This is a genomic window from Streptomyces sp. NBC_00568, from assembly GCF_026341855.1.
Taxonomy (GTDB): Bacteria; Actinomycetota; Actinomycetes; order Streptomycetales; family Streptomycetaceae; genus Streptomyces.
Genome location: NZ_JAPENW010000001.1, coordinates 2,451,305 through 2,463,859, shown reverse-complemented (window position 1 = coordinate 2,463,859; position 12,555 = coordinate 2,451,305). Strand labels below are relative to the sequence as shown.

The 12,555-nt window shown below is 70.2% G+C and carries 14 protein-coding genes and 1 pseudogene; 8 read left to right on the top strand and 7 right to left on the bottom strand.

Annotation, left to right across the window (positions count from 1 at the left end):
- Positions 1-72: 72 nt before the first annotated feature.
- From OOK38_RS10600 to OOK38_RS10575, 6 genes are all read left to right on the top strand, one after another.
- Positions 73-1,002, top strand: coding sequence for a type II secretion system F family protein (locus OOK38_RS10600; RefSeq protein WP_266765798.1), 930 nt, complete (start codon positions 73-75; stop codon positions 1,000-1,002).
- A complete protein-coding gene (locus tag OOK38_RS10595; protein WP_266761503.1) occupies positions 999-1,922 on the top strand; it encodes a type II secretion system F family protein in 924 nt (307 codons plus the stop codon). The genes OOK38_RS10600 and OOK38_RS10595 overlap by 4 nt, the downstream gene beginning before the upstream one ends.
- Positions 1,923-1,985: 63 nt before the next feature.
- Complete coding sequence (locus OOK38_RS10590; protein WP_266761505.1) at positions 1,986-2,237, top strand: hypothetical protein; 252 nt, start codon at positions 1,986-1,988, stop codon at positions 2,235-2,237.
- Between the two features lie 93 nt (positions 2,238-2,330).
- Complete coding sequence (locus OOK38_RS10585) at positions 2,331-2,708, top strand: TadE family protein (protein ID WP_266761507.1); 378 nt, start codon at positions 2,331-2,333, stop codon at positions 2,706-2,708.
- A gap of 38 nt (positions 2,709-2,746) precedes the next feature.
- Positions 2,747-3,151, top strand: coding sequence for a TadE/TadG family type IV pilus assembly protein (locus OOK38_RS10580; RefSeq protein WP_266765799.1), 405 nt, complete (start codon positions 2,747-2,749; stop codon positions 3,149-3,151).
- Entirely contained in the window at positions 3,148-3,615 is a 468-nt protein-coding gene (locus OOK38_RS10575) for a pilus assembly protein TadG-related protein (protein ID WP_266761509.1), read from the top strand. The genes OOK38_RS10580 and OOK38_RS10575 overlap by 4 nt, the downstream gene beginning before the upstream one ends.
- Before the next feature lie 51 nt (positions 3,616-3,666).
- On the opposite strand, the gene OOK38_RS10570 is transcribed toward OOK38_RS10575, so the two are convergent.
- The 5 genes from OOK38_RS10570 to OOK38_RS10550 all read right to left on the bottom strand — a co-directional run bounded on the left by OOK38_RS10570 (position 3,667) and on the right by OOK38_RS10550 (position 6,296).
- The gene (locus OOK38_RS10570; RefSeq protein ID WP_266761511.1) at positions 3,667-4,554 is read right to left on the bottom strand and encodes a DUF4279 domain-containing protein; all 888 of its coding nucleotides are present in this window, start codon (positions 4,552-4,554) and stop codon (positions 3,667-3,669) included.
- Positions 4,555-4,563: 9 nt separating this feature from the next.
- Complete coding sequence (locus OOK38_RS10565) at positions 4,564-4,980, bottom strand: DUF4279 domain-containing protein (RefSeq protein ID WP_266761513.1); 417 nt, start codon at positions 4,978-4,980, stop codon at positions 4,564-4,566.
- Positions 4,980-5,684 carry a hypothetical protein gene (locus OOK38_RS10560; protein WP_266761515.1) on the bottom strand — a complete coding sequence of 235 codons (705 nt, stop codon included), beginning with the start codon at positions 5,682-5,684 and terminating at the stop codon, positions 4,980-4,982. The genes OOK38_RS10565 and OOK38_RS10560 overlap by 1 nt, the downstream gene beginning before the upstream one ends.
- Before the next feature lie 105 nt (positions 5,685-5,789).
- Positions 5,790-6,119 (bottom strand): hypothetical protein, encoded by a 330-nt coding sequence (locus OOK38_RS10555; RefSeq protein WP_266761533.1) that lies wholly within the window; start codon positions 6,117-6,119, stop codon positions 5,790-5,792.
- Between the two features lie 33 nt (positions 6,120-6,152).
- The gene (locus tag OOK38_RS10550; RefSeq protein ID WP_266761535.1) at positions 6,153-6,296 is read right to left on the bottom strand and encodes a hypothetical protein; all 144 of its coding nucleotides are present in this window, start codon (positions 6,294-6,296) and stop codon (positions 6,153-6,155) included.
- Positions 6,297-6,509: 213 nt separating this feature from the next.
- Between OOK38_RS10550 and OOK38_RS10545 the strand changes: the two genes are divergently transcribed.
- Entirely contained in the window at positions 6,510-8,483 is a 1,974-nt protein-coding gene (locus OOK38_RS10545) for an Ig-like domain repeat protein (RefSeq protein WP_266761537.1), read from the top strand.
- 50 nt (positions 8,484-8,533) lie between these two features.
- Here the strand turns inward: OOK38_RS10545 and OOK38_RS10540 are convergent, their stop codons facing one another.
- Both OOK38_RS10540 and OOK38_RS10535 read right to left on the bottom strand, forming a co-directional pair.
- Complete coding sequence (locus tag OOK38_RS10540; protein ID WP_266761539.1) at positions 8,534-8,737, bottom strand: DUF397 domain-containing protein; 204 nt, start codon at positions 8,735-8,737, stop codon at positions 8,534-8,536.
- Between the two features lie 7 nt (positions 8,738-8,744).
- Positions 8,745-9,140 (bottom strand): annotated as a pseudogene (locus tag OOK38_RS10535) (DUF5753 domain-containing protein); the annotation flags it as partial.
- A gap of 225 nt (positions 9,141-9,365) precedes the next feature.
- Between OOK38_RS10535 and OOK38_RS10530 the strand changes: the two are divergent.
- Entirely contained in the window at positions 9,366-12,395 is a 3,030-nt protein-coding gene (locus OOK38_RS10530) for a BTAD domain-containing putative transcriptional regulator (protein WP_266761540.1), read from the top strand.
- The last annotated feature ends 160 nt before the right edge of the window (positions 12,396-12,555 follow it).

Genomic DNA, 12,555 nt, shown 5'->3' with positions numbered 1-12,555 from the left:
CCCGTGACGCCGGACATGACGTCCGCGACGCCGGGCACGGCCTCGCTCGCGGCGCTCGACTCGCTCGGTTCCATGGGCGGGCTGTTCTCCACGACCGTGTTGTACGCGCTCGCGTGCGGTGTCGCCGTCGGCGGTGGCCTCGCGCTGTTCACGGTCGCCGTGCGCGGACTGCCCGCCAAACCCGAGCACGAGAAGCAGAAGGCGAGCGAACGCGCCGGCGAACTGCTCCGCTTCGCCGGACAGCGCGGCTCGATCGCCGCGATCGCGGGTCTCGTGGTCCTCCTCCTGACCCGCTGGGCCGTCGCCGGTATCGCGGCCGGCATCCTCGTCTTCTTCTGGGACAAGCTCTTCGGCGGCGCCTCGGAGGAGCGGGCCGCGATGCGCCGCGTGGAGGCGCTGGCGTCCTGGACCGAGTCGCTGCGTGACACCATCGCGGGCGCCGTCGGCCTGGAGCAGGCCATCCCCGCCTCGGCGCGCGCCTCGGCTCCCGTGCTGCGGCCGCATCTCGACGCGCTGGTGGACCGGCTGCGCTCCCGTACACCGCTGCCCGAAGCCTTGCAGCACCTGGCCGACGAGATCGACGACGCCTCCGCGGACATCATCGTGGCCGCGCTCATCCTCAACGCTCGCCTCCGCGGCCCCGGTCTGCGTCAAGTGCTGGGCGCCCTGGCCAAGTCGGCGCGCGAGGAGGTCGACATGCGGCAGCGCGTGATGGCCCAGCGCGCCTCGACCCGGCGCTCCGTGCAGATCGTCGTCGCGGTCTCCATCGCCTTCGTCCTCGGACTGTCGATCTTCAACCGCGAGTTCGTCGAGCCGTACGGCACGGCGGTCGGTCAGCTCGTACTCGCCTGTGTCTGCGGGCTGTTCGCCCTCGGCTTCTGGTGGCTGCGCAAGCTGTCCACGATCGAGACGCCGGAGCGGTTCCTGGTCCGGGACGAGTCGTCCGTGCAGTTCGTGCGCCCCCGTACGCCGGTTCCTGGTGATGAGGCGGTACGCCGATGAGCCTGACCATGCCGATCGTGATCGGCGCCGTCCTGGGCCTGGGCGTCTACGCCCTCGTCCGCGCGCTCATGCCGTCGAGGCGCAGCGCTGTCGCGCAGGTCGCGCGCATCGACGCGATGCGGGCGCGCGGGGCGGCGTACGAGTCCGCCCACCACGGGCAGCAGGACACCGGGCGACTCGGCAGCCTGCGCGCCCAAGTGGGCACGCGTGTCGCCGACTTCTATCTCCAGCAGGGCTGGGAGCAGCGGTCGCTCCGGGCCGACCTGGCGGTCCTGGACCGGAGCTGGGAGAGGTTCCTCGCGACGAAGGTGCTGCTGGCCGCGGCCGGTGTCTTCTTCGGCCCGCTCCTCTTCGCCGTCGTCTGGACGCTCGGCGTCGGCCGCAGCCCGATCATCCCGGTCTGGCTGGCGCTGCTCTTCGCGATCGTGTTCTTCTTCCTCCCCGATGTGGAGGTCCGGCGGGACGCGGTGGACAAGCGGCGCGACCTGCGGCGCGTGATCGGCGCGTATCTGGACCTGGTGTCGATGAGCCTGGCGGGCGGCCGCGGTCTGCCCGAGGCGCTGATGGCCGCCGCCGAGATCTCCGACGGCTGGGCCACGCAGCGCATCCGCAACGCGCTCGCCGACGCCCGTATCACCGGCATCAGCCAGTGGCAGGCGCTCGGTTCGCTCGGCGAGGAACTCGGCGTCGAGGAGCTCAAGGACCTGTCCGCCTCCCTGGCGCTGGTCGCGGACGACGGCGCCAAGGTGCGCGAGTCGCTCGCCTCGCGCGCCGAGACGATGCGCCACCGCGAACTCTCCGAGATCGAGGGCAGCGCGGGTGAGAAGTCGCAGTCGATGCTGGTCGCCCAACTGCTGCTGTGCGCGGGCTTCCTGGTCTTCCTGATCTTCCCGGCGGCGATGCGCGTGTTCCAGGTCTGAGCATCCGCGGTGCCCGAAGCGCCACACAGCGCCCACCACTATCCTTCGAGAGGACAACTCACCATGAACGGACGGAACTTCAGCACCGGGATCCCGGGGGTGGACTTCCTGATCACCTTCCTCCAGGGGCGGGTGCAGCGTGCCCGCTCCGGCGAACTCGACCGGGGCGCGTCCGCGGTCGAGTGGGTCATCATCTCCGCCGTCGTCGTCGCCATCGTCGGCGTGGTCGCCGCGATCATCAACGCCGCGCTGAGCGACGGCGCCAACAAGGTCGGTGACTGCATCAGGGGCACCGACGCGGGCAAGACCTGCTGATTTCATACGGGGATACGGGTGCGAGCACGTCGAGGTGTACGTCGCTGGGTGCGCCGCAGGGTGGAGGCAGCCTCCGCCCGCGGTGACTCCGGCATGACCGCGATCGAGTTCGTGCTGCTCACTCCGGTGCTGTTCTTCATGATCTTCGCGACGGTGCAGTTCGCGCTGTACTTCTTTGCGGACCATGTGGCCCAGGCGGCCGCCCAGGCGGGCGCCCGCAAGGCCCGCGCCACCGCCGACGCGCAGCCCGGCGCCTGGCGCGGCGAGGCGCGTGACGTCGTCGACAGCTACATCCGCCAGCTCGGCCCGCAGCTGGTGCTGTCCCCGGACGTGACGCTGCTCCAGCCGGAGCAGAACACCGTGGGCGTCGAGATCACGGCGAGGGTCCCTTCCGTCTTCCCGGGCCTGGACCTGACGGTGCACGCGCAGTCGTCGGGACCGGTGGAGCGGTTCGTGGAGGAGGAGAACTGATGCGAGCAGAGGCCCTGTTCACCGTCCTCCGTCAGCGGATGTCCGGCCGCCGGGGAGACCGGGGGCTGTCCACCATCGAGGTGGTCATCCTCGCCCCGGTGATGATCCTCTTCATTCTGGTGCTGGTGGCCTTCGGGCAACTGGTCGACGGGCGCGGTGCGTTGGACGGCGCCGCCCGGGACGCGGCGCGCGCGGGCTCGATCCAGAAGGACCACGCGACCGCCATCGCCGAGGCGAGGAAGGCGGCCGAGGCCGACCTCGCGGATGTCTGCTCGGGCCCGGTGACCGTGACGCAGACCAGCGCGGGCTTCGAACCGGACACGCTCTTCACCGTCGAGGTGAGCTGTGAGGTACGGGGCCTCGCGATGCTCGGTCTCGACGTCCCCACCACCCTCGAGGCCAGCTTCAGCTCGCCGCTCGACCCGTTCCGGAGGACGGCATGAAGCTGCGCTCCGCGGTACGGGGCCGGATCGCGGCACGCCGTGCGCGTCTCGACGACCGAGGCTCGGGTGCCGGCGCGGTCATCATCTTCGCGCTCGTCTTCCTGTCGCTCTCGGCCTTCGTCATCGACGGCGGCATGTCCATCTCCAAGCGGGAGCGCGCCGCCGACATCGCCGAACAGGCGGCCCGTTTCGCCGCGCAGGACATAGACCTCGACTCGCTCTACGAGAACGAGAACGGCCCCGCGCCCATCAACTTCGAGAACTGCGGTGCCCGCGTGAAGGCGTTCGCCCGCGAGATGGGCATGTCCGGCGCCGACATCGCCGCCACCCACTGCGTGACGGCTGACGCCGAACAGGTCGAGGTCGAGGTCCAGCTGACCTACTCGCCGGTCTTCACCGGCATGTTCTACGGCGGCGACGTGACCGTCCACGGCAGTGCGGTGGCGGAGAACGAGGTGGGCTGAGGCCGGCGCCTGGGGGCGATCGTCTTCGCGTGGCCCCCGGCCGGACGCCGCTCAGTCCATGTCGATTCCGAGATCCCGCGTCAGGATCTCCAGCAGCCGTTTCTCCGGCACTTCCGGAACCCGGTGGTGGGCGTTCCTGATGTGCGTGACGAAATCCGGGGGCAGGGAGACGTGGTACCTGCCGAGGTAGTAGGGGAGGTCCTGGCGCCACAGCCAGGTTCCGTCCGTGTAGAGCGAACCGATGCCGGACAGGTCAGGAGCCTCCGGGTCCAGGACGTCGGGTCCCGCGCTCATCTCGCTCCAGATGCCGGCACCATTTCGGAGATAGGCGATGATCTCCGCCTCGTCCGGTTCTCCCGTCGCCTTCACGGAGTCCCGCATGGGTCCGTCCAGAGGGAGTCCCCACCCCGGGGCGAGTTCGGGGAAGAACCCCGCGGGGCGAACCGCCTGAGCCCCTCGGTCGCGTTCCTGCCCTCGGGGCTGTTCCCGGTGCGATCCGTCCGGGGCCGGCAGCCAGTCCAGGAGCTCCTCCGATCGAGTGGGAGGATCGGCGTCCGTCGTGAGGGACACCGGCAGCTCCAACTGGGCCGCACGCGCCAGTGCGTGAGGGGAGAGAAAGGTCCGGGACCCTCGCTGCACGTGGCCGCTCAGGTCCAGCCGAACGATGTGTCCCCGGTGACGGACGTCCTGGATCTCCTTCAGGGACGGGGAGATGAGGTCGATGAGTTCGTCGATCACTCCGTCGAAGCCCTGGTGAGGCTCACCGGTCACCTGGATCGCCCAGCATCCCTCGCCGGGGCGAAATGACGAACCGGCCGTCGGCTCCCTGGAGAAGGTGGGCGCGATGCCCAACTCGTCGGTGATCTCGCGCGCTTTCAGGTTCCGCCCGGTGATGAGAAGCGCGGCTTGGGGCGTTCCCCATGAAGCGAACAGTTCCATGGCGGCTCCTCACCGATCGCTGACGCTGGTCGTGACCGTGACGGGAACGCGGAGGGCGGCCGCCCTCTGGACGACCTCGGGGGGCAGCACGAACGTGGCACCACGGCCGACGAAACCGAAGAGGTCGATGTGGATGCCGTATCCCTGGGCGGCCAGTCGGGCCAGTGCGGAAGAACGGGGTTCCACCATGTCCAAGAGGGTCCGGAGCTGATCGCTGATTCCCCCCGGCATTCTGTCGTGGACCTGGAGTGTCCAGAGGCCGTCTTGAGACGATTCTGGACCCTGGCGATCGCTTCCCGGTTGCCGAACCGACGTCGGAGGCAAGGAGAGCGCCCGGGAAACGAGTTCCGCGTCCAGGTCCGGCTTCCGGACGACGAGCTTCACGGCAGTTTCGACCCACGGGCCTTCACTGTGCGTGTACTCCATCAGGCGCCCTCGTCGTCGAAGGTGACGGGGCTGTACGTCTTTGCGTAGGCGGCAAGGAAAGCGGTGGCTTCCTCGGGCAGCGGAAGGGGTGTGGCGGCGACGTAGTCGAGGAGCCGTTTCGGCGCGTGGTAGTCGACGAAACGGTATTCCACCCGGGCCAGGTCGGCCTCGCCGGCATACCGATCCGCCACTCCGAGGGATCTCAGCAGATCGGAAAGGCCGTAGGTGCCGACCTGGTCGCCGAGATCGATGGGGAGGCGATAGCGGGTCACGTCGGACGGTGAGACCGGAAGCGTTCCCTCGCCGATGGCCTGGAGTTGGGGGAGACCGAGGCCGAGCCACGGGCCGCACTTCTTCACCACCATCCAGCGGTCGGACACCTGGCTCTGGAAGATGTCGCACTCGTCGCCCGAGAAGACGGGAAACATTCCCAGGCCCATCCGTGTGAGCGGTGGGAGGGTCCCGGTCCCGTCCAGGCTGTCGACCTCTTCGTGTCCCGCCTGCACGAACCGAAGGAACTCGCCGTGGAATGCGGCGCGTTCGTCGGATTCCTCCAGGCAGGAGAAGTGGAGATTGCCGTCGAGGTAGGAGGGCGAGGCGGCCCACAGGTCCGGAATGAGCCGGTATCCGATGACCTCTCCGCACCAGCCATCGACCGGAGGGGCCGGCGTGCCGCAGATCTGGCAGCAGTTGACGTCGTGCATGGAACTCCTGCCAGTGGTCAGCTCCTCGGGACGAGGGGACGAGGGGACGAGGGGACGAGGGGACGAGGGGACGAGGGTGCGCGGGATGCCCCGGCCGCCGTCGGGCTACTTCTCCCCGCCCTTCTTCTCCGTCTTCACTCCCTCGGAGACGTCCTTGGCCAGCTTGTCGTCGAGCTTCTTGAACTCGCGGACGACGGCCTCGGACATCTCGGCGAGGGCGTCGAGGGCCTGGCCGATGTCCTCGCGGCCGTCCTCCCAGCCGGACTCGAAGTCGTCCAGGGCGTCGTAGACGGTGTGGTCCCCGAGGTCGTCCTTGAAAGACTCGAAGAGTTTCTTGGTGTGGTTCAGCCGGGTCTTGATGTCCCGCAACCGCCCGCCGTAGTCCTCCAGCTCACTCAGCGGGAGCGCGAGGTCGCTCTTGCCGCCACCGCCCATGTCGGATCCCCTCCTGGAGCTCTGAAGTTTCGGTCACGTGAAGCGGAAGGTGCTGGTCACCGCGTCGAAGATGCCGTGGAACGCCTCGGCCAGGTCCAGCACCGGACTGGCTCCGGAGACGAGAACGACCTGGTCGGTGGTTCCCGGGACCGGGATGCACGTCTGGGCCGGCGCCATACGAAGGGTACGGGTGTCGCCCCGCGCGACGGGGGCCTCCTCAACACCGAGGTTGGGAACAGGGAAGAGCGCAGACCGGACGGGCGGGCCCCTGTGCCGACTTTGCCGGTGGCGTGACCTACTCTTCGCTCACTGGCCACACACGCCCCACAGTTCCCACACATGTCCGGGCGTGTCGGCATCATCTTTCGTTCCGGGGGGTTCGAACCAGCAGTGCGTGTGCACACCCTCGCGGCCGCCACCACATTGGCGGTCCTCTTCAGTTCGGCGGTCCTCACCACCGCGCCGGCAGTCGCGGACACCACGGCGAGCCTGCCGGTGAAGCAGACCGCCGACATCGTGGTGGACGGCGTCCACCAGCGGGTCTTCGTCAGCGACCCGAGCAACGGCAAGATCGTCGTCACCGACTACGCCGGGAAGGTGGTCCGTCAGCTGACGAACCTCCCGAACGTCGTGGGCCTGGAACTGTCCGCCGACTCCGGCACGCTCTACGCGGCCGTGGCGGGCGCCGACGCGATCGTCGCGTTCGACACCGCGACCGGCACCGAGACCACCCGCTACACGGTGGGCGACAGCCCGCTGAGCGTCGCCCTGGCCGGCGGCAAGCTGTGGTTCAGCCATGGCGGGGCCACTGAGGGCAACATCGGCTCGGTCGACTTCTCCGGTGAGCAGCCCGTGGTCACCCTCGCCCAGGAGGGCGGCGGCGTCTGGTACCTCGCCCCAATGCTGGATGCCGCTCCCGGCTCCAGCACCCTGATCGCGGCCTCGATCGGTGGGAGCCCGGTGTCCATGGCCTCCTACGACGTCTCCTCGGGCACGCTCACCCGCACCGTGTACACCAACGGCACCGGCGGCAACCTCGGGGACATCCAGGTCACCCCGGACAGCCAGCACGTGATCGTGGCCAGCGGCGCGCCCTACTACCACCAGGTGCTCAAGACGTCCGACCTCACCGAGGACGGCTCCTACGCCAGCGACTCCGGCCCGAACGCGGTTGCCATCGCCCCGAACGGCGCGGTCGCGGCGGGCGTCCACGGGCCGTACGAGCCCGACGTCTACGTGTACAAGCCGGGCAGTACCAGATCCATCCGGGAGTACGACTTCCCGGACACCGACTCCAGCACCACCGGCGCCGACGAACTCGCCGCCTCGGGCCTGGCCTGGGCACCGGATGGCTCCCGCTTGTTCGCGGTGACATCCAACTACTCCGGGGTGTATTCGCTGCGGGTCCTGGAGGCGCCCACCACGCCGGCCACCTCGATCACCGTGGACGCCCCGGCCACCGCGACCCGTGCCAAGCAGCTCACTGTCAAAGGCAAGGTCTCCTCCAGGGTGGCGCTGCCCGCCGGTATCAAGCTGACGGTGACCCGCACCGACCTGGAGTCGCCGAGCGGCAAGGCGCTGGCCACGGTGACCGTCAAGGCGGACGGCACCTACTCCTTCGTGGACACCCCGCCCGTGGGCGGCAAGGTCAAGTACACGCTGAAGTACGCCGGCGACGCGGGCCACGCCTCCGGTACCGGCTCCGACACCGTCGAGGTCTCGCGCGCCGCGACGACCCTGACGCTGAACAACAACGGCAAGGTCTACGCGTACGGCGCCGACGTGACGTTCACCGCGCACCTCGGCACGACGTACAAGAACCGCAAGGTGGAGATCTGGGCCAACCCGTACGGCTCGGACAAGCCGAACACGCTGGTGAAGTCCGGCACGGTCAACTCCAGCGGGAACCTGTCCGTCGTCCTGGACCTGAAGCGGGACACCAAGGTCACGGCGAAGTTCCTGGGCGACGCCCGCTACGTGCCGAAGACGCTGACCAGCACGGTCGGCGCCGAGGTCAAGGTGTCGACGTCGGTGAGCGGGCACTACAAGACGTCATACACGTCGGGTCACACCTACTACTACTTCAAGAAGACCAAGAACCCGCTGTTCACCAACACGATGACGGCCTACCCGGGCCGCAAGCAGCGCCTGCAGTTCGAGATCTACTACAACGGCACCTGGTACGGCAACGGTTCGAAGTACTTCACGCTGAGCTCCGCGGGCGTGTCCAAGGTGGAGCTGACCGGCGAGCACGAGACGGGCTGGCGGATGCGCGTCCGCTCCTCGTACGTCAACGACTCGTCGGGCGACACGGTGAACTCGACGACATACGGCGCGTGGAAGTACTTCACCTTCACGAGCTGAGCGGCATGCGGCGTGAGCTGTAGCAACTGGGCCAGATGTTGGTGCACGGTCTAAGTCCGGGGTGCGGTGACCGTTCCGCTGCGTATGGCCTGGAGGAGGTGGCCCACGGGGGCGGGGGTGGTGGAGAGGACCGTGGCGGGGTCGTCGGACTCGCGGAGGTGCAGGGTGGCGGGGGTGGAGGCGAGTTCGACGCAGGAGTCGCCGTCACCGGGGCCCGAATAGGACGACTTCTGCCAGTTGCCGGGGGTGCTCATGGCCGTCTCACAGCTCCTTCGCCAACCTGTGGATGAATGCGCGAGACCGGGCGGTCCCCAGCGATACATCCTCCACTTTACGGAAGAGCGTTCGATAGGCGTCGAGTTGGTCCTCGGCGTCGATGAAGGCGGCGCCTTGGGGTGCGTCGCGTACGACGGTGTCCAGCTTCGGTACGAGGCCTCCCGTGTACGCCATGGCGCTCGTGGCGCCGCCGAACCCTTCGAGGTCGAAGGGGATGACCCGCACGGTGATGTGGTCGGCTTCGGAGAGTTCGAGCAGGTGGGTGAGCTGGGCCCGTGAGGTTGCGCGGTCGCCGACCATGATGCGCAGCGCCGCCTCGTGGACGACCCCGTCGTACCGCGTAGGGGTGGGGCCTCCGAGGATCAGTTTGCGCTGCATGCGGAGAGCGTGAGGGCCGTGGCGGTGTGGTTGCGGGAGTGTGAAGGTCGCGGGGTGGTGAGGGGGCCGGGCTGGACGGCAACTCGGGCCTACGGGGCGGTCGGTGACGAAACGGACGGTCGCTTCCCGTGGCCCCCTGCCCGACCTTCGACACCCTCCGTAAACTCTCAGTAGGCTCGGTCCACCCCCGGCCTCACACCCTCCCCAAACGACCCCAGGACACCCGCCATGGCGCGACGCACCACTTCCAGTTCGACGGGCGGTTCGCCGGGTCCGAGGAATCGGACGCCGCAGCCCCTGCCCCGGCGTCGCCGGACGTTCGGTGACTTCGTGAAGGCGTTCGGGGCGTTCGTCGCCCTGCTGGTGCTGCTCGTCGGCGTGCCCGGCGCGCTGGTCGTCAGCGTGGGGTGGCCGCTGCCGCACGGAGCGCCCCACTGGGACTGGCTCCAGCAGGAGATCACCGTCGGCACGTTCATCCGCGTGCTGACGGTCATCGTGTGGCTCGCGTGGGCGCAGTTCACCGCGTGCGTGCTCGTCGAGGTGAAGGCCGCGCTGTCGGGCGTCGGACTGCCCAACCGGGTACCGGGCGCCGGGCCGAGCCAGTTGCTGGCCCGTCAGCTCGTCGCGGCGGTCCTGCTCGTCGGCGCCGCAGCCGCGAGCTTCACGCCGGGTCTCTCCCAGCTCGGCCAGAGCCTGGAGGGCAATCAGCACGGTTCCGTCGCCGCCGCCCAGCAGACCCCGGGCGGGCTGTTCGGGCAGCAGCAGGAGCAGGCCGCCGCCGGTGCCGCGGCCGCGGTCGCCGAGCAGGCCGCCAATGCGGCCGCCGACGCGGCGTCCCAGGCGGACAGCGGCGGCTCCACCGAGCACGGCGACACGAAGTACTACCGGATCCAGCCCCCCGAGGGCCGGCACCACGACTCGCTCTGGGAGATCGCGCAGCGGCACCTCGGTGACGGGCGCCGGTACAAGGAGATCTACCAGCTCAACAAGGACCGTACGCAGCCCGACGGGTCCAAGCTGTCCGAGGCCAGCCTCATCAGGCCCGGCTGGATCCTGGAGATGCCCGGCGACGCCCACGGCGGCGAACTCGTCGAGATGCCCGACGCGGCCCCCGAGGTCTCGGAGCAGGTCCAGCGGCAGATCCACGACTACGCCAGGACCGGCGACCACCAGCAGGGCGGCGGCAAGCAGGGAGCGGGCGGCGGTCGGCAGGCCGACCAGGGCGACCGGGACACCGCGCACATCCACGTGCCCCGGCAGCGGCCCGGCGACGACAGCGGCCGGGGGGCCGAACGCGCACCCGCCGAAGCCGCACCGCACGCGCGGAACGAACAGACCTCGCAGACGGCCTCCGAGGAGAGCGGCTTCGCCTTCGGGCTGCCCGAGGCCCTCGTCGGCGCGCCCCTTCTCGCCGCCGGTCTCCTCGGCGCCCTCGGCCGGCGCCGCCGCCAGGCCCTGTGGCAGTCGGCTCTCGGCGCGGTCGGCGGACGGCGCGGCATGGAGCCGCCGGTCCCGACCGGGCCCGCCGCGGACGCCCAGGACGCGCTGCTCGTCGGCGCCGATCCCGAGGGCGTACGCCTTCTCGACCTGTCGCTGCGCGGACTCGCGTCCGCGCTCGCGGACGAGTCGCGCCCGCTGCCCACCGTCTACGCGGCCTGGCTCGGCGGCAACGGCGATCTGCACCTCCAGCTCGCCCAGCCGGCCGGGAAGCCGCCCACGCCGTGGCAGCTCGGGCAGGACCAGACGTTCTGGATGCTGGCACGGGCGGACGCCGAGCGGTACGAAGAGGTCGACACCGCCGCCCCGTACCCGGGCCTCGTCAGCCTCGGCACGATGGACGACTCGCGGCTGCTGCTCAACCTGGAGGCCGTGCCCGGCATCGTCTCCCTGAGCGGGAGCGCGGCCGACCGTGCGGGTGTCTTCGCCTCCGTCGCCGCGGAGTTGGCCACCAACGGCTGGTCCGACCGCATGACGATCACGCTCGTCGGCTTCGGCGAGGACCTGACGCCGCTCGCGCCCAACCGGCTGCGCCACCTCGACGACGTCGAAGCGCTCGTCGAGACCATGGAGGCCGAGACACGGCAGCGGCGCGGCGCCCTCGGCGCGGCCGGACACGACTCCGTGCTCACCGGCCGCACCGGGCCCGCCCAGCACACCCGTTGGGCCCCGCACCTCGTTCTCCTCGCCGCCGAACCGTCCGCCGAGGACGCCGTCAAGCTCGCCGAACTAGCCGCCGACGCGAGCCGGTTGGGGATCGGCTACCTCGTCGGAACCGAGTCCGGCGATCTGCCCGGAGCCGCCTGGGAGATGGAGATCACCGGCGAGGGCAAGCTGCTCGCGCCGCTGCTCGGCCTCGAACTCGACGCGCAGATGCTGCCGGTCGCGCAGCAGCGGGCGGTCGTGGAGCTCTTCGTCGAGGCGGACCCGGACCGCGGGCCCGACGGGCCGACGAACTCCCCGCCGTTCCTCGTCGACATCAGCGAGCAGGGGCGGCCCGCCGTGTACGCGCGGCTCGTGGGCCCGTACGAGATCATCGGTCTGGAGACGCCCGACGGCGAACGCAGCCCGCTGCTGCACGAGGCGCTGGCACTGCTCCTGCTGCACCGCGAAGGGGTGCACCCGCGCGTGCTGTCCTCCGCGCTGTGGCCGCGCGGCGTCACCGACGACGTGCGCGACGCGCTCGTGGAGCGGTTGCACGGCTGGCTCGGCAACGACCCCGACGGCACACCCCGCCTCGGCACCGACGCGACGGGACGGCTCACGCTGGCCAAGTCCGTCGTGTCCGACCTGGACGTGCTGCGCTCGCTCTACCACGAGGCGACGCAGGGCAAGGGCGTCAACAGCCGTGTGGTGCGCGGGCGGTTGCTCACCGACGCGCTCGTCCTCGTCCGCGGTCCGCTGCTCGCCGACCGTCCGCAGGGGCGCTACGGCTGGCTCACCCACGAGATCATCGACGCCCAACTGCCGCTGCTCGTGGCGGACATCGGACTCGCCCTGTCCGCGTTCCATCTGGAGAAGGACCGGGCGGAGAAGGCGATCGAGGCGCTGAACGCCTCGATGAACTCGGCACCGGCGGACGAGCGGCTGTGGAACGAGCTGCTGCGCGCGACGCAGGCGACGGGGGACAGCGACCGGTTGAAGCGGGTCGCCGCCGATCTGGTCGCCCGCAGCGGGGCACGGGGACTGCCGCCCCGCACGGAGGCCCTGCTCGACGAGCTGCTGCCGGCCTGGCGGAGCGGCGCCGCCGCGGTGGGATGAGCCACGGCGGTCCCGGCCCCGGCGGCGCGATCGCCCCGCGCCGGGGGTGAAGGGGTGAGGCTGGGGCGAGAACGGGTGGGGCGACACGGCCGGGGCTGAACGGTCGGGGCCGAGGCCGGCATCGCCGTGGCCGTCGGAACGGATTTCTTCCTGGGGGAAC

Coding starts and splice junctions, on each gene's coding strand:
- OOK38_RS10600 (WP_266765798.1), top strand. CDS start 73: ATGGGCGGGCTGTTCTCCACGACCGTGTTGTACGCGCTCGCGTGCGGT.
- OOK38_RS10595 (WP_266761503.1), top strand. CDS start 999: ATGAGCCTGACCATGCCGATCGTGATCGGCGCCGTCCTGGGCCTGGGC.
- OOK38_RS10590 (WP_266761505.1), top strand. CDS start 1,986: ATGAACGGACGGAACTTCAGCACCGGGATCCCGGGGGTGGACTTCCTG.
- OOK38_RS10585 (WP_266761507.1), top strand. CDS start 2,331: ATGACCGCGATCGAGTTCGTGCTGCTCACTCCGGTGCTGTTCTTCATG.
- OOK38_RS10580 (WP_266765799.1), top strand. CDS start 2,747: ATGTCCGGCCGCCGGGGAGACCGGGGGCTGTCCACCATCGAGGTGGTC.
- OOK38_RS10575 (WP_266761509.1), top strand. CDS start 3,148: ATGAAGCTGCGCTCCGCGGTACGGGGCCGGATCGCGGCACGCCGTGCG.
- OOK38_RS10570 (WP_266761511.1), bottom strand. CDS start 4,554: ATGGAACTGTTCGCTTCATGGGGAACGCCCCAAGCCGCGCTTCTCATC.
- OOK38_RS10565 (WP_266761513.1), bottom strand. CDS start 4,980: ATGGAGTACACGCACAGTGAAGGCCCGTGGGTCGAAACTGCCGTGAAG.
- OOK38_RS10560 (WP_266761515.1), bottom strand. CDS start 5,684: ATGCACGACGTCAACTGCTGCCAGATCTGCGGCACGCCGGCCCCTCCG.
- OOK38_RS10555 (WP_266761533.1), bottom strand. CDS start 6,119: ATGGGCGGTGGCGGCAAGAGCGACCTCGCGCTCCCGCTGAGTGAGCTG.
- OOK38_RS10550 (WP_266761535.1), bottom strand. CDS start 6,296: ATGGCGCCGGCCCAGACGTGCATCCCGGTCCCGGGAACCACCGACCAG.
- OOK38_RS10540 (WP_266761539.1), bottom strand. CDS start 8,737: ATGAGCACCCCCGGCAACTGGCAGAAGTCGTCCTATTCGGGCCCCGGT.
- OOK38_RS10530 (WP_266761540.1), top strand. CDS start 9,366: ATGGCGCGACGCACCACTTCCAGTTCGACGGGCGGTTCGCCGGGTCCG.